Below are 21534 nucleotides of genomic sequence, written 5' to 3' on the forward strand. Positions count from 1 at the left end.
GTCATGACAGGCGACATCAAGAAGAGCGTCGATCAGAAGATGCAGAAGTCGATCGAGGCTTTCAAGGCCAGCCTGGCCAAGATCCGTACGGGCCGCGCCCACACCGGATTGCTCGACCATCTGCAGGTCGATTATTATGGTTCGATGGTGCCCATCTCGCAGGTCGCCAACATCACGCTGGCGGACTCGCGCACGATTGCCGTGACGCCATGGGAAAAGAAGATGGTGCAGACCATCGAGAAGGTGATCCGCGATGGTGACCTGGGCCTGAACCCGGCGACCCAGGGCGACGTGATCCGCGTACCGATGCCGCCGCTGACCGAAGAGCGCCGCAAGGAGCTGACCAAGGTGGTGAAGGGCGAGGGCGAGGACGCCAAGGTGGCGATCCGCAACCTGCGCCGCGATGCGAACGAGCAACTGAAGAAGCTGGTAAAGGACAAGGCGATTTCGGAAGACGACGAGCGCCGTGCCCAGGACGAGGTCCAGAAACTGACCGACCGCTATGTCGCCGAAGTCGACAAAATGGTGGCAGAGAAAGACAAGGAGATCATGACGGTGTAACCGCCGTGCCTGCCGGTCCGCACTGGCGGGCCGACGCGGCGCTGCACCTGGTCATTACTGCATGCCCCATATCAGCTCCACCCTCGCGGTTCCATCCGCCAGCGATGTTCCCCAGCACGTTGCCATCATCATGGACGGCAATGGACGCTGGGCGACGCATCGGCATATGCCACGCGTCGCCGGCCATGGCCGCGGCGTGGAAGCGGTGCGGAACATCGTCGAGGCGTGCGCCGTGCGCGGCGTACGCTATCTGACGCTGTTTGCCTTCAGCTCTGAAAACTGGCGTCGGCCCGCCGACGAAGTCACTTTCCTGATGCGTCTCTTCGCCGCAGCGTTGCGCCGCGAGGTAGTGCGTATGCATGCCAATGGCATCCGCCTGCGGGTGGTGGGCGAGCTGACAGCCTTCAGTCCGCGCATCCAGCGGCTGATCCGCGATGCCGAGGCCAAGACACAGCACAATACCGGCATGACCGTGACCATTGCCGCTAACTATGGCGGCCGCTGGGACATCCTCCAGGCAACACGCCGTATGCTTGCAGCATCCCCGGCGATGGCCCCGGCCGATATCACAGAGGAGGCACTGACGCCGTTCCTGCAGATGTCATTCGCGCCGGAGCCCGATCTATTTATCCGCACAGGCGGCGAGCAGCGCATCAGCAACTTCCTGCTCTGGCAACTCGCCTACACGGAGTTGTATTTTACCGATACCTACTGGCCGGATTTCGATGCGGCCGCCCTGGATCTTGCGTTTGCCTCCTACCGCCAGCGCGAGCGGCGTTTCGGGCGAACCAGCGCCCAGGTGACGAATGGCGTCGCGGTTGAATCTCCCGTGGCCAACTGACGCGGAGATGCCATGCTGCTGACCCGTGTCATTACCGCGCTGTGTCTGCTTCTGGTCATCCTGCCGGTCCTGTTCCTCGGCTCGGTGCCGGTGCTCGGTGGGCTTGCCGCCGTCTTTGTGTTTGCTGCCGGCTGGGAATGGGCGCGTCTCGTGCGCCTGTCTGCGCCATGGACCTACGTCTATGGCATCGCAGCCCTGGTGCTGATGATGATCTGGAGCGACCTGTCCATCGGGCGCCCACTGGATGGTCCCCTCGTGGCCGCCGCCGTTGCCTGGGCCGTCGCGCTCCTCATGCTGCGTCGCGGCGTGCACCCGCTCGACAAATCCGGAGCGCTGCTGGCAGGCGTCCTCGGGCTCATCATGTTGCCTGCTTTCGGTCTCGCGCTGATGCAGCTACGCGCACATGGCATCCTGATGCTGCTGTCGGTCGCCGTGCTGGTCTGGACGGCCGATATCGGCGCATACTTTTTCGGCAAGGCCTTCGGTCACCGCAAGCTGGCCCCGACAGTCAGCCCAGGCAAATCCTGGGAAGGGGCGCTCGGCGGATGGCTGTGCGTCATGATCATCGCCACTGCGATGGTGCTGACCGGCTGGCCGGGCGGCACGTGGCCTCAGCGCCTGGTCGAGCATCATGGCTGGCTGGTTGCGGCTGCGCTGGTGACGGTGCTGGTTGCCGCCAGCGTGATTGGCGACCTGTTTGAATCCCTGTTGAAACGGCAGGCCGGCATGAAGGACAGCAGCCAGTTGCTGCCGGGCCATGGCGGGGTGCTCGACCGGATTGATGCCTTGCTGCCTGCATTTCCGCTTGCCCTCTGGCTCTTATGATGCGCCATGTCACCATTCTCGGATCGACTGGATCCATTGGCGAAAGCACGCTGGATGTGATTTGCCGTCATCCCGAGCGTTATGCCGTGCATGCCCTGACGGCGCATACGCAGGTTGACAAGCTGGCGGCCCAATGCCGCCAAGTGCGCCCGGCGTTGGCCGTGGTGGGTACCGCGGAGGCCGCGCAAGCCCTGGCGGTGCAGTTGCGGCGCGATGGCCTGGCCACCGAAGTCGCCTACGGCCCTAAGGCCCTGGTGGCAGCAGCAGCTGATCCCGCCAGCGATACGGTAATGGCCGCGATCGTCGGCGCAGCCGGCTTGCCGTCTGCCATGGCGGCCGCATGCGCCGGCAAGCGTGTGCTGCTTGCCAACAAGGAAGCGCTCGTCATGTCGGGCCACCTGTTCATGCAGGCGGTGCGCGACAGCGGCGCCACGCTGCTGCCGATCGACAGCGAGCACAATGCCATCTTCCAGAGCCTGCCTGCACAGCACCCGCAGTATGGCGCACACGTCGAGAAGATCATCCTGACTGCCTCGGGCGGGCCTTTCCGCACACGTCCCCTCGATTCACTGCACTCGGTCACGCCCGACGAGGCTTGCGCACATCCCAACTGGGTGATGGGACGCAAGATCTCGGTCGATTCCGCGACGATGATGAACAAGGGCCTGGAGGTCATCGAGGCCCACTGGCTGTTCTCCGCGCCGGCCTCGGCGATCGAAGTGCTGATTCATCCCCAGAGCATCATCCATTCCATGGTGAGCTATCGGGATGGTTCGGTCATTGCGCAACTCGGCAACCCCGATATGCGCACGCCGATCGCCTACGGGCTGGCCTATCCGGAGCGCATCGAAGCTGGCGTCAACCCGCTCGATCTTGCACGCTCCGGCGGGCTCACGTTCGAGACGCCGGACCTGGAACGTTTTCCATGCCTGCGTCTGGCCTATGAGGCGATGCGGGCGGGTGGAAGCGCTGCAGCAATATTGAACGCCGCCAACGAAGTGGCGGTCGAAGCGTTTCTCGACGGATGCCTGTGCTTCACGGACATCCCGGATCTCATCACGCGCACGCTCGAGCGCTGTACTGCCGATACCCCGGCGTCGCTCGACGACGTCCTGGAAGCCGACCGCAAAGCCCGTGCTTGCGCGCACAGCATGCTCTCCAGCCAGTACGTTGTGTAGTCAGGGCATGCAGGCGAGGTGACGGAGTACCCATGCAAACGATATTCGCCTTCATCATTGCCCTTGGCATCCTGATCTTCATCCACGAGATGGGGCATTACCTTGCGGCTCGCTGGTGCGGCGTGAAGGTCCTGCGTTTTTCCGTGGGCTTTGGCAAACCGCTGCTGCGCTTCGTATCGCGTGGCCGTGACCAGACCGAGTGGACCGTCGGCGCGATTCCGCTGGGTGGCTATGTCCGCATGCTCGACGAGCGTGAGCTGGATGAGGTCGGACAGCATGTCGATCCGGCCGACCTGCCGCGTGCCTTCAACCGGCAGTCGGTGTGGAAGCGCTTTGCCATTGTCGCCGCCGGACCTGCCGCCAACTTCCTGCTGGCCATTGTGCTTTACATGATGCTGGCCATGAGCGGCACGCGCGAGCCGGTGGCGATTCTCGATGCACCCCCGGCTGAGTCCGCCGCGGCGCTGGCTGGCATTGTCGGCGGCGAGCGCATCGTTGCCCTGCGCGTAGACGACGATAGCGAGGTCATTCGCTCCTGGAACAGCTTCCGCATGCGCATGTTCGAGCTCGGGCTCGATGGTGCGGAGCCGGTACTCGAGCTGCGCGCGCCAGATGGCCGTACGCGCACTGTCGCATTGCCGGAAGTCCCGGACGTGGGGCGCAATCCGGGTGGCGATCCGCTTGCCGCGCTCGGGTTGCAATTGCAGGGCGGTCCGGTGACCGTCACTGAAATCGTTCCAGACAGCGCGGCCAGCCGTGCCGGACTGATGGTCGGGGACCGTATCGTGGCACTCGATGGCGCGCCGGCAGGCAATGCCGCGAGCCTGATTGCAGCCATCCGAAGCAAACCGGGTCAGAGCGTGACCATAGGGGTCGAGCGGGCAGGGCAGGCGCACCAGCTGCAGACACTGCTTGGTGCCGATGCCGCTTCGGGCACGCCGGTCGGCAAGCTCGGAGCCGGGCTGGCCCAGGCGGTGCCGATGGAAGAGGTCAGCTATGGGCTGCAGGATGCCATGGCACGCAGCCTGGGGCAGGTTTGGTCGACCTCGGTCATGTCGCTGCGTCTGCTGGGCAAGATGCTGGTGGGCGAGGCATCGCTGCAGAACCTGAGCGGGCCCCTGACCGTGGCGAGCTACGCAGGCAAGGCGGCCGACCTCGGAATTCAGCCCTTCATCCAGTTCCTGGCATTGATCAGCATCAGCTTGGGAGTGCTGAATTTGTTACCCATTCCGGTATTGGATGGGGGGCATTTGCTGTATTATTGCGTAGAAATTTTGACCGGCAGGCCCATCCCGGAACACTGGCAGATGGCGCTTCAAAAGGTCGGTATGGCGTGCATTCTTCTGTTGACATCGCTGGCGTTGTTCAACGATTTCAGCCGCCTGCTGCAGACGTAGGAATCACGCACTGTATCCAGTACGCCATCCGTCGTCACAAACTCGAGCACTGGCCGCGCCACGGCGCAGCCGGGACGGCACAGGCGTGCTGTGATGGATATCAAACCGAGGGGATCCAAGTTGATCAGGAAACAACGTCGCTCGCTGAGTCTGCTAACGGCTTCCATTCTGGCGGCGCTCACTGTGCCGGCCTGGGCTGCCGAACCGTTCGTGGTGCGCGATATCCGCGTAGAGGGCTTGCAGCGTGTCGAACCCGGCACGGTATTCGGCTACCTGCCGGTGCGTGTCGGCGAGACGTTCGATGATACGAAGGGCTCCGAGGCGATCAAGACGCTGTACAACACGGGCTTCTTCAAGGACGTACAGATCCGCTCCGAGAACGGCGTGCTCGTCGTGGTGGTGGAAGAGCGCCCGGCGATCTCCCAGCTCGATTTCGTCGGCATCAAGGAGTTCGACAAGGACACGCTGCGCCGCTCCCTGCGTGCCGTCGGCGTGGCCGAGGCGCGGTCCTACGATCGCTCGATGATCGAGCGCGCCGAACAGGAGTTGAAGCGCCAGTACGTAGCGCGTGGCTACTACGCCGCTGAAGTGCAGAGTACCGTCACGCCGATCGAACGCAACCGCGTGTCGGTGGTGTTCAATGTCGACGAAGGCTCGGTCGCCAAGATCCGCGAGATCAATTTCATTGGCAACAAGGTGTTCAAAGAAAGCACGCTGCGCGACGAGATGCAGCTGGCCACGCCGAACTGGCTGTCGTGGTACACCAAGAACGATCTGTATTCCAAGCAGAAGCTGACCGCCGACCTCGAGGCTCTCCGCTCCTTCTACCTGAACCGCGGCTACCTGGAGTTCGCGATCGAGTCCACGCAGGTCTCGATCACGCCCGACAAGAAGGACATCGCGCTGACCATCAACATCAAGGAAGGCGAGCAGTACAAGGTCTCCGACATCAACTTCTCCGGCGAGCTGCTCGGCAAGCAGGAGGAGATGGAAAAGCTGTTGAAGCTGAAGAAGGGCGACGTGTTCTCGTCCGAAAAGCTGACTGAGACGACCAAGGCCATCACCGACCTGCTCGGCACGTATGGCTACGCCTTCACCACGATCAACCCACAGCCGCAGATCAACCAGGAAACGCGCGAGGTCGCCCTCACGCTGGTGGTGGATCCGGGCCGTCGCGTGTATGTGCGCCGCATCAACGTGGTCGGCAACAACAAGACGCGCGACGAAGTGGTGCGTCGCGAAATGCGCCAGTTCGAAAGCTCGTGGTTCGATGGCGAAAAGCTGAAGCTCTCGCAGGACCGCATCAACCGGACCGGCTACTTCACCGATACCAATATCACCACGGAAGATGTGCCGGGCGCACCCGATCAGGTGGACGTCAACGTCAACGTCACCGAGCGTCCGACCGGCCAGCTGACCCTCGGCCTGGGCTTTTCGTCCACCGACAAGCTCGTGCTGCAGGCCGGTATCAAGCAGGAGAACGTCTTTGGCTCCGGCACCAGTCTTGGTCTCGATATCAATACCGGCAAGGCATTCCGTACGCTGTCCGTGAACCACCACGACCCGTACTTCACGATCGACGGTATCAGCCGCACCACCGACCTGTACTACCGTACCTCGCGTCCGCTGTACTACGCAGGTAATGGCGACCAGGACTACAAGGTGGTGAGCGCGGGCGGCGGCGTCAAGTTCGGCGTGCCGTTCTCCGAGCTCGATACCGTGTTCTTCGGTATCGGCTACGAAAACACCAAGCTCGATGTCACCAACAATACGCCGCAAGCCTACCGCGACTTCGTGCGTGACTTTGGCCGCCAGACGCACAACTTCCCGTTCACCATCGGCTGGGCGCGCGATGGCCGCGACAGCGCGCTGGTGCCGACCAAGGGCCGCTACCAGCAGGCCAACCTTGAAGTCGGCGTTCCGGGGGGTGACCTGCAGTACTATCGCGGCTCGTACCAGCACCAGTACTACTATCCGTTGTCCAAGGCCTTTACGCTGGCATTCAACGGTGAGATTGCCTACGGTCGCGGCTATGCCGGCAAGGCATTCCCGGTGTTCAAGAACTACTTCGCCGGCGGTATCGGCTCGGTACGCGGCTACGACACTGCTTCACTGGGGCCGAAGGAAGCCAATGGCGATCCGATCGGCGGTGCCTCCAAGCTGATTGCCAACGTGGAATTCATCTTCCCGCTGCCGGGCTCCGGTGTCGATCGTACCTTGCGTCTTTTCACCTTCTTCGACGCGGGTAACGTTTACGGCGAAAAAGAGAACTACAATCTGAGCGAGTTGCGCTATTCGACGGGTCTTGGCCTGTCGTGGCTGTCGCCGATCGGTCCGCTCAAGCTCAGCGTGGGTTTCCCGCTGCGCCGCAAGCCGGATGATCGCACCCAGCGCTTCCAGTTCCAGATCGGTACGGCATTCTGACAAAGGATTACATGATGGCCTCCCTGCAAGTTTCCCGTTTCTACGCTGTTTTGGCCTTGTGCGGCGCGGCTGCAGCCTGGGCAGCCCCTGTCCACGCACAGGAGGCCCGGATTGCAGCGGTGAACTCGGAGCGGATCCTGCGCGAGTCGCAACCCGCCAAGGCAGCCCAGAGCAAGCTGGAACAGGAGTTTTCCAAGCGTGACAAGGAGCTGCAGGACCTGGCGAACCGCGTCAAGTCGCTGGCCGAGAAACTCGACAAGGATGGCCCCGTGCTGTCCGAATCCGAGCGTGCGCGTCGTCAGCGCGAGCTGGCTGACCAGGACCGCGAATTCCAGCGCAAGCAGCGCGAGTTCCGTGAAGACCTGAACCAGCGCCGCAACGAGGAACTGGGCCTGGTGCTCGAACGCGCCAACCGCGCCATCCGCCAGATCGCCGAGCAGCGCAAGTACGACCTGATCGTGCAGGAAGCGGTATATGTCAGCCCGCGCATCGATATCACCGATGAGGTGATGAAGTCCCTGAATGCCGGTGGCCGTTAACCTGATCGTTTTACAGCGCACGCTGGTTACGCCACCTTCCGGAGCCGTCTGATGTTCCCCACGCTCGCGCTTCTGGCGCAGGAAGGCGGGGCTCAGGTCATCGGAAACGATAGCGCCACGGTGGGCGGTCTCGCACCGCTCGACCAGGCCGGACCTGAGCAGTTGTCTTTTCTTTCCAATCCCCTGTATCTCCCGCAGGCTGGCGCCTCGCGCGCCGGCGCGATCATTGTTTCCCGCAAGGATTTCGACGCGCTGACAGAGCAGGGCCAGACCGGCCAGCGCAACTGGCTGATCGCCGCCAATCCATACGCCTGTTTTGCGCGGATCGCCCAGTGGTTCGAGCGACAGGGCAGGCCTGCAGCATTGCCTGGCGTGCATCCGAGTGCCGTGGTCGCCGCAGATGCCGTGGTTCCCGTGAGTTGCGTCATCGGCCCTAACGTCGTGATCGAATCCGGCGCACGCCTCGGTGAACGCGTGCGCATCGTAGCCAATGCGTTCATTGGCGCCGGAGCGGAAATTGGCGACGACACCGTAATCCAGCCGCAGGTAACGGTTTACCACGGTTGCGTGGTTGGCCGGCGCGGTATTATCCATAGCGGCGTTGTCATTGGCGCGGATGGTTTCGGCTTTGCCCCGGATTTCGGGCCGACTGGCGGCGAATGGGTCAAGATCCCGCAGACCGGACGCGCTGTGATCGGCGACGATGTCGAGATTGGCGCCAATACGACCATCGACCGTGGCGCCATGGCCGATACCGTCATCGAGCAGGGTTGCAAGCTCGACAACCAGATCCAGATCGCGCATAACGTGCGTGTGGGCGCCTATACGGTCATCGCCGGCTGTGCCGCGATTGCCGGCAGTACGAAGGTGGGGCGCTACTGCATCATCGGCGGATCCGCCAACCTTGCCGGTCACCTGACGATTGCCGACAAGGTCACCATTTCGGGCGGGACGTCGATCACCAAGTCGATTGCCGCACCCGGACATTTCACCAGCGTATTCCCATTCATGCCCCACGCGGAATGGGAGCGCAATGCGGCTATCGTGCGCGGCCTTGGCCGCCTGCGCAGCCGCCTGCAACAAGTTGAAAAACAGATTTCCTCCCGAGCCACAGAAGAATGACAGACGAAAATCAGGCTGCGCCGGACGCAGTCAATATGGACATTCACAGCATCATCAAGCTGCTGCCGCACCGCTATCCGATCCTGCTGGTCGACCGGGTGCTGGAATTCGTACCGCAGCAGCGCATCAAAGCGCTGAAGAACGTCACGATCAACGAGCCGTATTTCATGGGCCACTTCCCGAATCACCCGGTCATGCCGGGCGTGCTGATCCTGGAAGCGCTGGCCCAGACGGCTGCGCTGCTGACTTTCGGTGGCGAGATGGAGCGCAAGGAAGACCAGGTGTACCTGTTCGTCGGCATCGATGGCGCACGTTTCAAGCGCCAGGTCACGCCCGGCGACCAGCTGCATCTCAATGTCGAGGTGCTGCGCTATATCCGCGGTATCTGGAAATTCAAGGCGTTCGCCACCGTGGATGGTCAGGTGGTGGCAGAGGCCGAGCTGATGTGCACGGTCAAGCAGGTCGAGTCGTAACCGGCTCCTCAACGAGTCGTAAATCCGGAGTCGCAAACCCCGGAGTCGCAAACCCCGCGAGCCGGAAGCCGCGAGGCGGTCCGGCACCAGCAAGGAACAGAGTGCATGACGCAGATACACCCAACCGCAATCGTCGATCCGCAAGCTGAACTGGCCCCTGATGTCGAGGTCGGCCCGTACACGGTCATCGGGCCGAACGTGCAGATCGGCGCGGGGTCCCGGATCGGTGCGCATACCGTGATCGAAGGGCACACCACCATCGGCAGCGGTAACCGCATCGGCCACTATGCCGCCCTGGGGGGCGATCCGCAGGACATGAAGTACCGTGGCGAACCGACGCGCCTGACGATCGGCGATCGCAACACCATCCGCGAATTCACTACGATTCACACCGGCACAGTCCAGGACGAGGGCGTCACCAGCATTGGCGACGACAACTGGATCATGGCGTACGTGCATATTGCGCATGACTGCCGCGTGGGCAACCACACGGTGTTTTCCAGCAATGCGCAGATCGCCGGTCATGTGACCGTGGGCGACTGGGCCATCATGGGCGGCATGTCGGGCGTGCACCAGTTCGTGCGCATCGGCGAGCATGCCATGCTGGGCGGCGCCTCCGCGCTCGTGCAGGACCTGCCGCCGTTCGTCATTGCCGCGAGCGACAAGGGCGGCAACAAGGCCGCGCCGCACGGCGTGAACGTCGAGGGACTGCGTCGCCGTGGCTTCAGCGCCGAGCAGATTGCAGCGCTGCGCACCGCCTACCGGCAACTGTACAAGACAGGGCTGAGCTTCGACGATGCCAAGGCCGCCATCGCGGCGGACATCGCCACCCTGAACGACGCTACCGCCACCGCACCGGTCCAGCGCTTTCTCGATTTCGTGGCCGCATCCACACGCGGTATCGTGCGCTGATGCAGGGAGTGGCACAGGCACCCGCCATCGCGCTGGTCGCCGGCGAAACCTCCGGCGACCTGCTGGCATCCCTGATGCTGCGTGGCTTGGCAGAACGCTTGCCGGCCGCCACCTACACCGGTATCGGTGGACCGCGCATGGCGGCACAGGGCTTCAAAGCCCAGTGGCCCATGGACAAGCTGGCAGTACGCGGTTATGTCGAAGCGCTCCGGCACGTGCCGGAGATTCTTGCGATCCGCAACCGGCTGCGACGTCAGTTACTCGCGAATCCGCCCGCATGCTTCGTCGGTGTCGATGCGCCGGATTTCAACCTGGATCTTGAGCTCAAGCTCCGCAGTGCCGGCATTCCCACCGTGCATTTCGTCAGCCCGTCGATCTGGGCATGGCGCGGCGGGCGCATCCACAAGATCGCGCGGGCGGTCGACCACATGCTGTGCGTCTTTCCCTTCGAGCAGGAAATCTATGCCAAAGCTGGTATTGCCGCGACCTATGTCGGGCATCCGCTGGCCGATGTGATCCCGCTGATTCCCGATGTTGCAGGCGCACGCGAGAGCCTTGGCCTGCCGCTGGCGCGCAAGATGATCGCGGTCATGCCTGGCAGCCGCGAATCCGAGGTGCGACTGATCGGGCCATCATTCTTTGGCGCGATGGAGCATATGCAGCGCGCGGAGCCCGATCTCAGTTTTGTGATTCCGGCTGCCAATCCGCATCTGCGTGCCCGTCTGGAAGCGCTGCAAGCCGCGCACGGCCGCCTGAACCTGACCATCACGGATGGCCAGTCGCACGCCGTGATGGAAGCCGCGGACGTGATCCTGCTGGCGAGCGGTACAGCCACGCTCGAAGCGGCGCTGTACAAGAAGCCGATGGTGATTTCCTACAAGGTGCCCTGGCTGACGGCGCAGATCATGAAGCGGCAGGGTTATCTGCCGTATGTGGGGCTGCCGAATATCCTGGCCGGCCGCTTCGTAGTACCGGAACTGCTGCAGGACGACGCCACGCCGGAAGCGCTGGCGCACGAAACACTGCACCTGCTGCACGACGAGTCGAATGCCGCGGCGCTGCGCACGCACTTTACCGACATGCACCTCACGCTCAAGCAGAACACGGCGGCGCTCGCAGCCGAGGTGGTGGTCGACCTGCTGCAAGCACGCGGACGGATCTGACATGCTGTTCGCCGAACTCGACCGGACTGCCCAGCGCCTGTGCGGCGTTGATGAAGCTGGCCGTGGCCCGCTTGCCGGGCCGGTCGTGGCCGCCGCGGTGATTCTCGACCCGGCACGCCCGATCGCCGGACTGGCCGACTCCAAGGCTCTGACCGCCAAGCGCCGCGCTGCACTGTTCGACGAAATCCAGACGCGCGCCCTGGCCTGGCACATTGCCGAAGCCTCGGTCGAGGAAATCGACCAGCTGAATATCCTGCATGCCACCATGCTGGCGATGCAGCGCGCTGTGCACGGCATTCTTGCCAGCGGTATCGAGCCCGATCTGGTGCAGGTCGATGGCAACCGCTGCCCGCAGATTCCATGCCGTGTCGAAGCCATCGTCAAGGGCGATGCCCTGGTGCAGGCGATTTCCGCGGCGTCGATCCTCGCCAAGGTGAGCCGCGACCGCCAGTTGGCTGCCCTGCATGCGCTGCATCCGGAGTATGGTTTCGATGTCCATGCCGGTTATCCCACGCCACGCCATCTGGCGGCGCTTAACGAGCATGGCCCGACAGCACACCACCGGCGCTCCTTTGCGCCAGTCCGCCAGGCGCTGCTGGCCTTTGGTCACGCAGTGCCAGGGCGCACGGATGCTGACGTCGCATCTTTCTGATTCGAGTTTTTCGTGAAGCACATCACCTCCCGCGACAATCCGCTATTCAAGCAGTTCAAGGCACTGGCCGGTTCGACACAGCAGCGCCGCAAGGCCGGCCATTCGCTGCTCGATGGCGTGCACCTGGCCCAAGCATATCTGGCGGCCGGGAAGGTTCCGGTATGGTGCGTCGTGTCCGAGCGCCATGCTACGCGCGCCGATGTCGATGCCGTGCTGGCGCAGGTGCCGGCACAGGCGGTGGTGGTACTCAGCGACGCGCTGTTCGGGCAGCTGTCGACCGTAGTAAACGGCATCGACCTGCTGCTGGTGATCGACACGCCGGGCGGCCACTTACCGGCCCGGATCGATACCGATTGCGTGATTCTCGATGCCATCCAGGACACCGGCAATGTCGGCTCCATCCTACGCAGCGCGGCCGCGGCAGGGATCCGTCACGCCTTCCTCGGCACCGGCTGCGCCTTCGCGTGGTCGCCGAAGACCCTGCGCGCCGCCATGGGGGCGCATTTCAACCTCAATATCGTCGAACACTGCACGCCCGAGCAACTCGCGCAGCGCCTGGCCGTGCCGGTCTATGGCACGTCCTCGCACGCGCAGGGCACGCTCTACGAACTGCCGCTGCAGGCGCCGTCTGCGTGGCTGATGGGCAATGAGGGCAGTGGGGTAACGGAGGCATGGCAGCCCCTGATGACGCAGGCAGTGCGCATTCCGCAGCCGGGCGGGCAGGAGTCGCTCAATGTGGCGGCGGCGGCGGCTGTCTGCCTATTCGAAATGGTGCGTCAGCGTCATCATTGACTGACTGCTGCTGGCCGGCGTGCGAGGACAGGTGAGGGTGGATGGCGGCGGCTGAGGGCAGGGTCGCAACCGCTGTGCGCGTAGCCGGCAGCCATCCGGACTGCCCCGCCTTGGGATCGTTTGAGTGATCAGAGTCGTCCGGAGTCCGTCAGGGCACCACCGCACGAGAAGGCCCGGCAAGGCGTGAAGAGCGGACGGTGGAGCCGGTTCCGTACCTGCACCCGCCTTCCGCCCTAGGGAGCCTGATGCTCAGTAATCCCGCTCGACCTTGATTTCCTGCAGGATCGTCGTGGCGATTTCCTCGATCGACTTGTGCGTGGTTGACAGCCAGGTGATGCCTTCGCGGCGCATCATGGCTTCTGCCTCGTTCACTTCGTAGCGGCAGTTTTCCAGTGCCGCATACTTGCTGCCGGGGCGCCGTTCGTTGCGGATCTCGGAGAGCCGGGCCGGATCGATGGTCAGGCCGAAGATCTTCGATTTATAGGTGAGCAGGGCCGAGGGCAGCTTGCCGCGTTCGAAATCGTCCGGGATGAGCGGGTAGTTGGCCGATTTCAGCCCGTATTGCATGGCCAGGTAGAGGCTGGTCGGGGTCTTGCCGCTGCGCGATACGCCCACGAGGATGACATCCGCCTCGGCGAGGTTCTTGTGCGACTGCCCATCATCGTGCATCAGCGAAAAGTTGATGGCTTCAATGCGGTTCTTGTAGGCCTCTGTATCGGCGTTCTGGTGCAGGCGGCCGATGGCGTGGGTCGATTTCAGGCCCAGCTCGTTCTCCAGCGGTTCGATGAACGTCTGGAACATGTTGAGGATCATTGCCTTGGCATCGCGCAGCACCTGGTTCGCCACCGGATCTACCAGCGTGGTGAACACGATGGGACGCACGCCTTCGGCCTCGAACGCATCATTGATGCGCCGCACAGCCAGATGGGCCTTGTCGATGGTATCCACAAACGGAATACGCACATTGCGGAAGCGGGTTTCGAACTGGGCCAGGATCGAATGGCTGAAGGTTTCGGCAGTGATGCCGGTGCCATCCGAGACGATGAAAACAGTGCGTGGCCCGGCTGGCGCGGGGGAGGGCGAGGTCATTTTGGCGGGTTTTTTCAGTGGGTGCGGCGCGAAAATGCGGTGCAGCACGGTAGAATAGCGGCGATCGTTTCGCTAAGCAATTCTGTCCCCGCTTCTTGAAAGCGGCAGAAAGTGATTTAATTCGCACTTTGTGCGGCGCAGCAAGCGCTGCCGGCAGGCATGTTTAGCCAAGCGATCGCTCCGGTGGGTGCTTCCCGGAGTGCGCAACCAGTTTCTTACTTGTTTGGAGCAGTTATGACTAATCAGGCTATCGACAGCGCCTATGTGCTGCCGTTCGAGCAGTTGCGCATGCACGACGTCGAAATCGTGGGAGGCAAGAATTCGTCTCTCGGCGAGATGATTTCCCAGCTCGCGGATGCGGGCGTGCGCGTGCCGGGCGGCTTTGCCACCACGGCGCTGGCCTTCCGCGACTTCCTGACCCACAACAACCTGACCGAGCGCATTTCCCAGCGCCTCGCCGGCCTCGACGTCGAAGACGTCAAGGCCTTGGCCGAAGCCGGTGCCGAGATCCGCAACTGGGTTGAAACCGCGCCGTTCCAGCCGCGCCTGGAACAGGAAATCCGCGAGCACTTTGCTCGCGTGGAAGCCGAGTCGGGCGTCAAGGGTTCGTTTGCCGTGCGTTCCTCGGCCACCGCTGAAGACCTGCCGGACGCTTCCTTCGCCGGTCAGCAGGAAACCTTCCTGAACGTCGAAGGCATCGACGACATCCTCGACAAGATCCGCGTGGTGTTTGCCTCGCTGTATAACGACCGCGCCATTTCCTACCGCGTGCACAAGGGCTTCGCACACGACGGCGTGGCACTGTCCGCCGGCATCCAGCGCATGGTTCGTTCAGACGTGGGCGCATCGGGCGTGATGTTCACCATCGACACCGAGTCGGGCTTCAACCAGGTCGTCTTCATCACCTCCAGCTATGGCCTGGGCGAAACGGTGGTGCAGGGCGCGGTGAATCCGGACGAGTTCTATGTGTTCAAGCCGACGCTGGCCCAGGGCAAGTACCCGATCATCCGTCGCTCGATCGGCTCCAAGCTGATCAAGATGGAATTCACGCAGCCGGGCGAAGAAGGCCGTGTCAAGACCGTGGATGTGCCGGGCGAGCTGCGCAACCGTTACTCGATCACCGACGAAGACGTCACCGAGCTGGCCAAGTACGCGGTCATCATCGAAAAGCACTATGGCCGCCCGATGGACATCGAGTGGGGCAAGGACGGCAAGGATGGCAAGATCTACATCCTGCAGGCTCGTCCGGAAACGGTGAAGAGCCAGGCCGCCGGCAAGGTCGAGCACCGCTACAAGCTGAAGGGTACCGCCCCCGTGCTGACCACCGGCCGCGCCATCGGCCAGAAGATCGGTACCGGCCCGGTCCGCGTGATCAACGACGCATCCGAAATGGAGCGCGTGCAGCCCGGGGACGTGCTGGTGGCCGACATGACCGACCCGAACTGGGAGCCGGTGATGAAGCGCGCTTCCGCCATCGTCACCAACCGTGGCGGGCGTACCTGCCACGCCGCGATCATCGCGCGTGAACTGGGCGTGCCGGCCGTGGTTGGTTGTGGCGACGCCACCGACGTGCTGAAGGATGGCACGCTGGTGACCGTGTCGTGCGCCGAAGGCGACGAAGGCCGCATCTACGATGGCCTGCTCGATACCGAAGTGACCGAAGTCGAGCGCGGCGAACTGCCAGAGATGGACGTCAAGATCATGATGAACGTCGGCAACCCGCAGCTGGCCTTCGATTTCTGCCAGATTCCGAACGGCGGCGTGGGCCTGGCCCGTCTCGAGTTCATCATCAACAACAACATCGGCGTGCACCCGAAGGCCATTCTCGACTATCCACAAGTCGACGGCGACCTGAAGAAGGCCGTGGAAAGCGTGGCCCGCGGCCATGCCAGCCCGCGTGCGTTCTACGTCGACAAGCTGACGGAAGGCGTGGCGACAATTGCTGCCGCGTTCTATCCGAAGCCTGTGATCGTGCGGCTGTCGGACTTCAAGTCGAACGAGTACAAGAAGCTGATCGGTGGTTCGCGCTACGAGCCGGACGAAGAGAACCCGATGCTGGGCTTCCGCGGCGCCTCGCGCTACATCGCCGACGACTTCGCCGAAGCATTCGAGATGGAATGCAAGGCCATGAAGCGCGTGCGCGAAGATATGGGCCTCGATAACGTCGAGATCATGGTGCCGTTCGTGCGCACGCTCGGCCAGGCAGCCAAGGTTGTCGAGCTGCTCGGCAAGCACGGCCTGAAGCGCGGTGAAAACGGCCTGCGCCTCATCATGATGTGCGAAGTGCCATCCAACGCGATTCTGGCGGAGCAGTTCCTCGAGTACTTCGATGGCTTCTCGATTGGCTCGAACGACCTCACGCAGCTCACGCTCGGCCTCGACCGCGACTCCGGTATGGAACTGCTGGCCGTGGACTTCGATGAGCGTGATCCGGCCGTCAAGTTCATGCTGCAGCGAGCCATCACCACGGCCAAGCAGCTGGGCAAGTATGTCGGCATCTGCGGCCAGGGCCCGTCCGACCACCCCGATTTTGCGGAGTGGCTGGCGAAGGAGGGCATCTCCTCGATTTCGCTGAACCCGGACACCGTGGTCGAGACCTGGAAGCACCTGTCGACGCGTTGATCCCGTAGCAGGATGGTGGCACATGTGCTGCCATCCGCCGGATGCCGTTCCCACACCCCCGGCCCGCTTCATGCGGACGGGGGTGTGGTCATCTTGAGCGTACTGTTTCTGCGGCGCGCTTTCTGCGACACAGTTTTCGCACGTTACCGCGCAGGTGCATGGACATGGCTGCCCGCTGCTGGCATGCTGTCAGGTGACGGTGGCTTCTCAGCGCCGTCGTGATGAATTGTTGCCGATGGAGGGCTTGCGATGCAGCCGAGCTATGTCTGGTTTTCACTCGCGGTACTGTTGATCATTGCCGAACTGACGACCGGGACGTTCTACCTGCTGATGGTCGCTCTCGGGCTCGCCGCAGGCGGTGTGGCGGCCATGGCCGGGCTGGCTTTTCCCGCCCAGGCCGCCCTTGCCGCGCTGGTGGGCGTGATCGCGATCCTGCTGCTGCGGCGCAGCCGCTTCGGCAAGACCCGCCGGGCCGGCAGCGTGGCGAGCAATCCGGATGTCAACCTGGATATCGGCGAGGAAGTCTCGGTCGCCCAGTGGGGTGCAGACCGCCGTGCCCGCGTGTCGTATCGTGGCGCGGAATGGGATGTCGAGCTGGCCGGTGACCAACCGCCAGCGCCGGGGCGGTTTCGCATCGTTGAGTTACGCGGCAACACACTGATCGTCAAACCGCGCCAGGGATAAGCGGAGGCGCCGCGAGCACAGCCGCCGGGAACGTTCCGGCGCACGCTGTCACGGAAGCGCGGTACGCTGTTTCCTGTCATTTATTTTCTTCAACGGAGGCCTTGCATGTTCGAGCTTGGTAGTCTCGCCATTTTTATCCTGATTGCCGCTGTCGTGCTGATCGCCCAGGGCGTGAAGATCGTCCCGCAGCAGCATGCCTGGGTCGTTGAGCGGCTCGGTAAATATCACGCCACGCTGTCGCCGGGTCTGACGATCATCGTACCGTTCATCGATCGCGTCGCCTACAAGCACATCCTCAAGGAAATTCCGCTCGATGTGCCGAGCCAGATCTGTATCACGCGCGACAACACCCAGCTGCAGGTGGACGGCGTGCTGTACTTCCAGGTCACCGATCCGATGAAGGCCTCATATGGCTCCAGCAATTTCGTGCTGGCCATCACCCAGCTGGCGCAGACCACGTTGCGTTCGATCATCGGCCGGCTGGAGCTTGACAAGACCTTCGAGGAACGCGAGTACATCAACCACAGCATCGTCAACGCACTCGACGAAGCCGCTTCCAACTGGGGCGTGAAGGTGCTGCGCTACGAGATCAAGGACCTGACACCGCCGAAGGAAATCCTGCACGCCATGCAGCAGCAGATTACCGCCGAGCGTGAGAAGCGCGCCCTGATCGCTGCATCCGAAGGCCGCAAGCAGGAGCAGATCAATATCGCGACCGGTGAGCGCGAGGCAGCTATCCAGCGCTCCGAAGGTGATCGCCAGGCGCAGATCAACCAGGCACAGGGCGAAGCTGCAGCCATTCTTGCCGTGGCCGAAGCTAATGCCGAAGCCATCCGCAAGATTGCCGCCTCGGTCCAGCTGGCAGGCGGTACGGAAGCCGTCAACCTCAAGGTGGCGGAGCAGTACGTGGATGCCTTCGCCAAACTGGCCAAGACCGGCAATACGCTGATCGTGCCGGGCAACCTTGGCGACATGGGCTCGATGATCGCGTCCGCACTGCAGATTGTGAAAGGCAGCGGGAACGCTTCTGTCCTCGGCGGGCGGACGCCGAACGCCTGAATATTACCCGCTCAAATGAAAACGGCAGGCCGAATTGGTCTGCCGTTTTTTGTTTGGGCATGTGGCCAGCGCATGATGATCTGTATCCGAGATTCCGACTGCGCAAAGATGGGACCAGAGATGCGATGGACCGCGAGCCTTACTTGCCGCGCAGCAGCCGTCCTTTCTCGCGCTGCCAGTCCCGTTCTTTCTCGGTATCGCGCTTGTCGAACTGCTTCTTGCCCTTGGCAAGACCGATCTCGCATTTCACACGGCCGCGCGCGTAGTGCAGGTTGAGCGGCACGAGCGTGTAGCCGCGCTGCTCCACCTTGCCGATGAGCTTGCGGATTTCCTCGGCCTTGAGCAGCAACTTGCGCGTGCGCACCGGGTCTGGATTGATGTGCGTCGAAGCGGTCTGCAGCGGGCTGATGTGCGCGCCGATCAGGAACAGCTCGGCATCGCGCACGATCACGTAGGCTTCCTTGATCTGCACGCGGCCGGCACGGATCGACTTGACCTCCCAGCCTTCCAGCGCGATGCCTGCTTCATACCGCTCCTCGATAAAGTAATCGAAAAACGCTTTCTTGTTGTCGACGATGCTCATGCAGTGATCAATGACAGAAGGACGGGGTGACTGTATAGGGGCATCCGCATGCACGGACGTGCCGATCCCGCGCCGCCTGAAGTAAAATCACGATTCTAGCAAAACCCGGCCGCCCGAGGCCGCTTCGACCTTCGCATGGCTGACGTTCACAAAACCGTATTGCTTGGTTATTCCGCCGAACAGATGTACAACCTCGTCACCGATGTGGCGAAATACCCGGAATTCCTGCCGTGGTGCGGCGGCGTGGAGATCTACGAGCAGACCGAGACGCATCTCGACGCCAAGGTCGATATCGACTTCAAGGGCCTGCATCAGTTCTTCCGCACGCGCAACACGCAGCAGCGGCCGACGCGCATCGACATGGAGTTCGCCGATGGTCCGTTCAAGGTCTTCACGGGCTGGTGGACCTTTACCCCGCTGCGCGAAAACGCCTGCAAGGTGGAGTTTCACCTGCATTACGAATTCTCCAGCCTGCTGCTCGAGAAAGTGATCGGCCCGGTCTTCAGCGTCATCGCCAATACCTTTGTGGATGCCTTCGTGAAACGTGCGGAAGTGGTCTATGGCGCAGCCTGATGCCGGGTTGATACAGGTCATGGTGTGCCACGCCACGCCCGATGAGATATTCCTTAAATCGCTGGATGTGGCACCTGGCACCACGCTCGAAGACGCCATCCGTGCTTCCGGCGTCTTGCAGGCATTCCCGCAGCTCGATCTCGGTGTTTGTCGCGTCGGTGTGTTCGGAAAGCTGCGACCGCTCGATACCCAGGCTCAGCCGGGCGACCGCATTGAGATCTATCGCCCCCTGATTGCCGATCCGAAAACCGCCCGGCAACGCCGCGTCGCGCATAAGCGTGCAGCCGGCAGTACCGAGGGGCTCAAGTGGCGGCGGGGGCAGAACTAAGGGCGATGCCCTAATGCACGCCGCTGGTCGAGGTACGGTGGGCTGCGCCGGGGGTCAGCTCGCCGGGCTGCATTCGCGCGCGGCGGTCTCGCGAGCCTGATTCAGTTCCTGGGCGCGGGCCGCATCATCCAGGAATTCAATCGAGCCATCCGGTTTGGTGCGGCTGGCACGCAGTCCACTCTCCAGCGCGCTGACATAGCCGCGCAGGCGTGCGCACCGGGCATCGCGCACCTGTTTCTCCGCATTGCGCTCCCGTTCCGCGGCCTCGGCCTTGAGGCGTTCTTCATGCCGTTTCTGGAAGGCCTGTTCCGGTGTCAGCGCGGCCGGCGCAGCGGGGGCTGAACGTGCATTGGCCTGGGCTCCGGCTGCTGGCGCAGGCGCAGGTTTGGGTGGCGCATCCGGCAGGTTCTCCAGCGGACCGGCTGTGCGGCCGCCCGGCGCATGCACGATCCGGGCTGCGGGGATGGTCGGTGGTGGAGGGACATCACTGTAGACCAAGCGCCCCTGGGCGTCGCGCCATTTCCATTGGGCCTCGGCCGGTGCGGGCAGCAGCGCAAGGCCCGTTGCAGCCAGCAGGGCCGGCAGGACAGAGAGGGCCGCCGGGCGGCGATGGTGCGTCAGGGCAAACAGGGTCCGAATCATCGCGCAACCGGGGTGGCCGGCCAGAATGAGAGTCGTTGCACAGTTAAGCAGACTTGCCGCGGCTGTGCAAGGTCCCGTGCAGGCGCACAGCCCAGGCGACGCCAACGATCAACAGGGCGATGGCCGTTGCTTCGAGCAGGCGTGGCAGCCTGCCCTCCAGCATGAACACATAGAGCAGCGCGAACAGTGATTCCATCACCAGCAACTGGCCGCTCAAGGTCAAGGGCAGCCGGCGACTGGCGCGGTTCCACAGGCTGTTGCCGATCAGCGACGCCCCCAGCGCAAGCGCGCCATTGACGAGCCAGAACATTTGCCAGTCGCGTTGCGTCTCGGCGGCCGTGACCAGCGGGGCGAACAGCAGCCAGCCAAGGATACCGAAGACGACCGACAGCACGCCGGTCGACAAGCCATACAGCGCCGACCACTCGTGGCTGCTGTACTGCGGATTGCGCTGCAGGTAACGGGCATTATCGACCGCGTACCAGGTCCAGCTGGCAAGTGCTCCGGCTGCGCAGGCCACGCCAGCCAAGCGGGTCGCTACCGTGGCCTGGCTGGCGGTGGCGCTGGAGAACAGGTCGACGTTGATGCATGCGATTCCCAGCGCCACCAGCAGTAGCGGCAGGGCCAGTTGGCGCAGCGGCAGCGCGCCTCGGTCGCGTCGTCCGGACAGCGAGACGCTGATCGGCAGAATGCCGATGATCAGGGATGCAGGGCCGACCCCAGCCAGTTGCACGGCTGCCGCGAGCAGCACGTAATACACCAGATTGCCGGCGCAGGATTGACGCAGCAGGGCCAGGCAGTCGGCGCGCGTCAGTTTGCGTGAAATCCGGCGCAGCAGCGGCACGCTGGCCACCAGGGCGACCAGCCCGTAGGCCAGGTAGCGGCCGATGGACAGCTCCCACGGCGTAAAGGCTGGCAGCAGGCGTGGGGCGATGAACACCATGCCCCATAGCGCACCGGCCAGCAGGCCGCAGATGATGCCGATTCCCATGCCCTGGCCCTTTACGATTCCGGCCCGGAGCATACCATGCAGGAGCAGGGGCGCGGCAGACCAGTGGTTGGGGGTGGCTCGCAT

General features: G+C 63.2%; 22 protein-coding genes. 18 read left to right on the top strand and 4 right to left on the bottom strand.

Annotated elements, in window-relative coordinates; translation table 11 throughout:
* Positions 1-3: 3 nt before the first annotated feature.
* The 13 genes from frr (at position 4) to ACQ3C8_RS06890 (ending at position 12879) form a co-directional block, all read left to right on the top strand.
* Positions 4-561 carry a ribosome recycling factor gene (gene frr, locus ACQ3C8_RS06830; protein WP_009522598.1) on the top strand — a complete coding sequence of 186 codons (558 nt, stop codon included), beginning with the start codon at positions 4-6 and terminating at the stop codon, positions 559-561.
* 61 nt (positions 562-622) lie between these two features.
* On the top strand, positions 623-1402 hold the full coding sequence (gene uppS, locus ACQ3C8_RS06835; protein ID WP_428852924.1) for a polyprenyl diphosphate synthase: 780 nt from the start codon (positions 623-625) through the stop codon (positions 1400-1402).
* A 12-nt stretch (positions 1403-1414) separates the two neighbouring features.
* Positions 1415-2227, top strand: coding sequence for a phosphatidate cytidylyltransferase (locus tag ACQ3C8_RS06840; RefSeq protein WP_428852925.1), 813 nt, complete (start codon positions 1415-1417; stop codon positions 2225-2227).
* Positions 2227-3405: a 1-deoxy-D-xylulose-5-phosphate reductoisomerase gene (ispC, locus tag ACQ3C8_RS06845; protein ID WP_428852926.1), complete on the top strand. Its 1179-nt coding sequence runs from the start codon at positions 2227-2229 to the stop codon at positions 3403-3405. Before ACQ3C8_RS06840 ends, ispC begins: the two co-directional genes overlap by 1 nt.
* 32 nt (positions 3406-3437) lie before the next feature.
* Positions 3438-4802, top strand: a complete 1365-nt coding sequence (gene rseP, locus ACQ3C8_RS06850) for an RIP metalloprotease RseP (RefSeq protein WP_428852927.1) — start codon at positions 3438-3440, stop codon at positions 4800-4802.
* 120 nt (positions 4803-4922) lie between these two features.
* Positions 4923-7226 (top strand): outer membrane protein assembly factor BamA, encoded by a 2304-nt coding sequence (gene bamA, locus ACQ3C8_RS06855; protein WP_037030057.1) that lies wholly within the window; start codon positions 4923-4925, stop codon positions 7224-7226.
* A 14-nt stretch (positions 7227-7240) separates the two neighbouring features.
* Positions 7241-7765 (top strand): OmpH family outer membrane protein, encoded by a 525-nt coding sequence (locus ACQ3C8_RS06860; RefSeq protein WP_009522604.1) that lies wholly within the window; start codon positions 7241-7243, stop codon positions 7763-7765.
* Between the two features lie 51 nt (positions 7766-7816).
* Entirely contained in the window at positions 7817-8887 is a 1071-nt protein-coding gene (gene lpxD, locus ACQ3C8_RS06865; RefSeq protein ID WP_428852928.1) for a UDP-3-O-(3-hydroxymyristoyl)glucosamine N-acyltransferase, read from the top strand.
* Entirely contained in the window at positions 8884-9360 is a 477-nt protein-coding gene (fabZ, locus tag ACQ3C8_RS06870; RefSeq protein ID WP_009522606.1) for a 3-hydroxyacyl-ACP dehydratase FabZ, read from the top strand. Before lpxD ends, fabZ begins: the two co-directional genes overlap by 4 nt.
* A gap of 105 nt (positions 9361-9465) precedes the next feature.
* Entirely contained in the window at positions 9466-10272 is an 807-nt protein-coding gene (gene lpxA / locus ACQ3C8_RS06875) for an acyl-ACP--UDP-N-acetylglucosamine O-acyltransferase (protein WP_009522607.1), read from the top strand.
* Complete coding sequence (gene lpxB / locus ACQ3C8_RS06880) at positions 10272-11435, top strand: lipid-A-disaccharide synthase (protein WP_009522608.1); 1164 nt, start codon at positions 10272-10274, stop codon at positions 11433-11435. The genes lpxA and lpxB overlap by 1 nt, the downstream gene beginning before the upstream one ends.
* A 1-nt stretch (position 11436) precedes the next feature.
* Positions 11437-12087 (top strand): ribonuclease HII, encoded by a 651-nt coding sequence (gene rnhB / locus ACQ3C8_RS06885; protein WP_428852929.1) that lies wholly within the window; start codon positions 11437-11439, stop codon positions 12085-12087.
* A 12-nt stretch (positions 12088-12099) separates the two neighbouring features.
* Positions 12100-12879: a TrmH family RNA methyltransferase gene (locus ACQ3C8_RS06890; protein WP_428852930.1), complete on the top strand. Its 780-nt coding sequence runs from the start codon at positions 12100-12102 to the stop codon at positions 12877-12879.
* Between the two features lie 249 nt (positions 12880-13128).
* Here the strand turns inward: ACQ3C8_RS06890 and ppsR are convergent, their stop codons facing one another.
* Entirely contained in the window at positions 13129-13968 is an 840-nt protein-coding gene (gene ppsR, locus ACQ3C8_RS06895) for a posphoenolpyruvate synthetase regulatory kinase/phosphorylase PpsR (RefSeq protein WP_009522611.1), read from the bottom strand.
* A 234-nt stretch (positions 13969-14202) separates the two neighbouring features.
* Here ppsR and ppsA point away from each other — a divergent pair, with 234 nt between their 5' ends.
* From ppsA to ACQ3C8_RS06910, 3 genes are all read left to right on the top strand, one after another.
* Positions 14203-16590 carry a phosphoenolpyruvate synthase gene (gene ppsA / locus ACQ3C8_RS06900; protein ID WP_428852931.1) on the top strand — a complete coding sequence of 796 codons (2388 nt, stop codon included), beginning with the start codon at positions 14203-14205 and terminating at the stop codon, positions 16588-16590.
* A 249-nt stretch (positions 16591-16839) separates the two neighbouring features.
* On the top strand, positions 16840-17274 hold the full coding sequence (locus ACQ3C8_RS06905; protein ID WP_009522613.1) for an NfeD family protein: 435 nt from the start codon (positions 16840-16842) through the stop codon (positions 17272-17274).
* Positions 17275-17379: 105 nt separating this feature from the next.
* The gene (locus ACQ3C8_RS06910; protein ID WP_428852932.1) at positions 17380-18333 is read left to right on the top strand and encodes an SPFH domain-containing protein; all 954 of its coding nucleotides are present in this window, start codon (positions 17380-17382) and stop codon (positions 18331-18333) included.
* 139 nt (positions 18334-18472) lie between these two features.
* On the opposite strand, the gene smpB is transcribed toward ACQ3C8_RS06910, so the two are convergent.
* Complete coding sequence (smpB, locus tag ACQ3C8_RS06915; RefSeq protein WP_009522615.1) at positions 18473-18916, bottom strand: SsrA-binding protein SmpB; 444 nt, start codon at positions 18914-18916, stop codon at positions 18473-18475.
* 135 nt (positions 18917-19051) lie between these two features.
* On the opposite strand from smpB, the gene ACQ3C8_RS06920 reads away from it, so the two are divergent.
* Both ACQ3C8_RS06920 and ACQ3C8_RS06925 read left to right on the top strand, forming a co-directional pair.
* Positions 19052-19489 carry a type II toxin-antitoxin system RatA family toxin gene (locus ACQ3C8_RS06920; RefSeq protein WP_009522616.1) on the top strand — a complete coding sequence of 146 codons (438 nt, stop codon included), beginning with the start codon at positions 19052-19054 and terminating at the stop codon, positions 19487-19489.
* Positions 19476-19817 (top strand): RnfH family protein, encoded by a 342-nt coding sequence (locus tag ACQ3C8_RS06925; RefSeq protein WP_428852933.1) that lies wholly within the window; start codon positions 19476-19478, stop codon positions 19815-19817. The genes ACQ3C8_RS06920 and ACQ3C8_RS06925 overlap by 14 nt, the downstream gene beginning before the upstream one ends.
* 54 nt (positions 19818-19871) lie before the next feature.
* On the opposite strand, the gene ACQ3C8_RS06930 is transcribed toward ACQ3C8_RS06925, so the two are convergent.
* Positions 19872-20459: a DUF4124 domain-containing protein gene (locus tag ACQ3C8_RS06930; RefSeq protein ID WP_428852934.1), complete on the bottom strand. Its 588-nt coding sequence runs from the start codon at positions 20457-20459 to the stop codon at positions 19872-19874.
* A gap of 43 nt (positions 20460-20502) precedes the next feature.
* On the bottom strand, positions 20503-21450 hold the full coding sequence (locus ACQ3C8_RS06935) for a DMT family transporter (protein ID WP_428852935.1): 948 nt from the start codon (positions 21448-21450) through the stop codon (positions 20503-20505).
* Positions 21451-21534: the final 84 nt, after the last annotated feature.

The sequence above is a fragment of the Imbroritus primus genome, assembly GCF_964332355.1.
Taxonomy (GTDB): domain Bacteria; phylum Pseudomonadota; class Gammaproteobacteria; order Burkholderiales; family Burkholderiaceae; genus Imbroritus; species Imbroritus primus.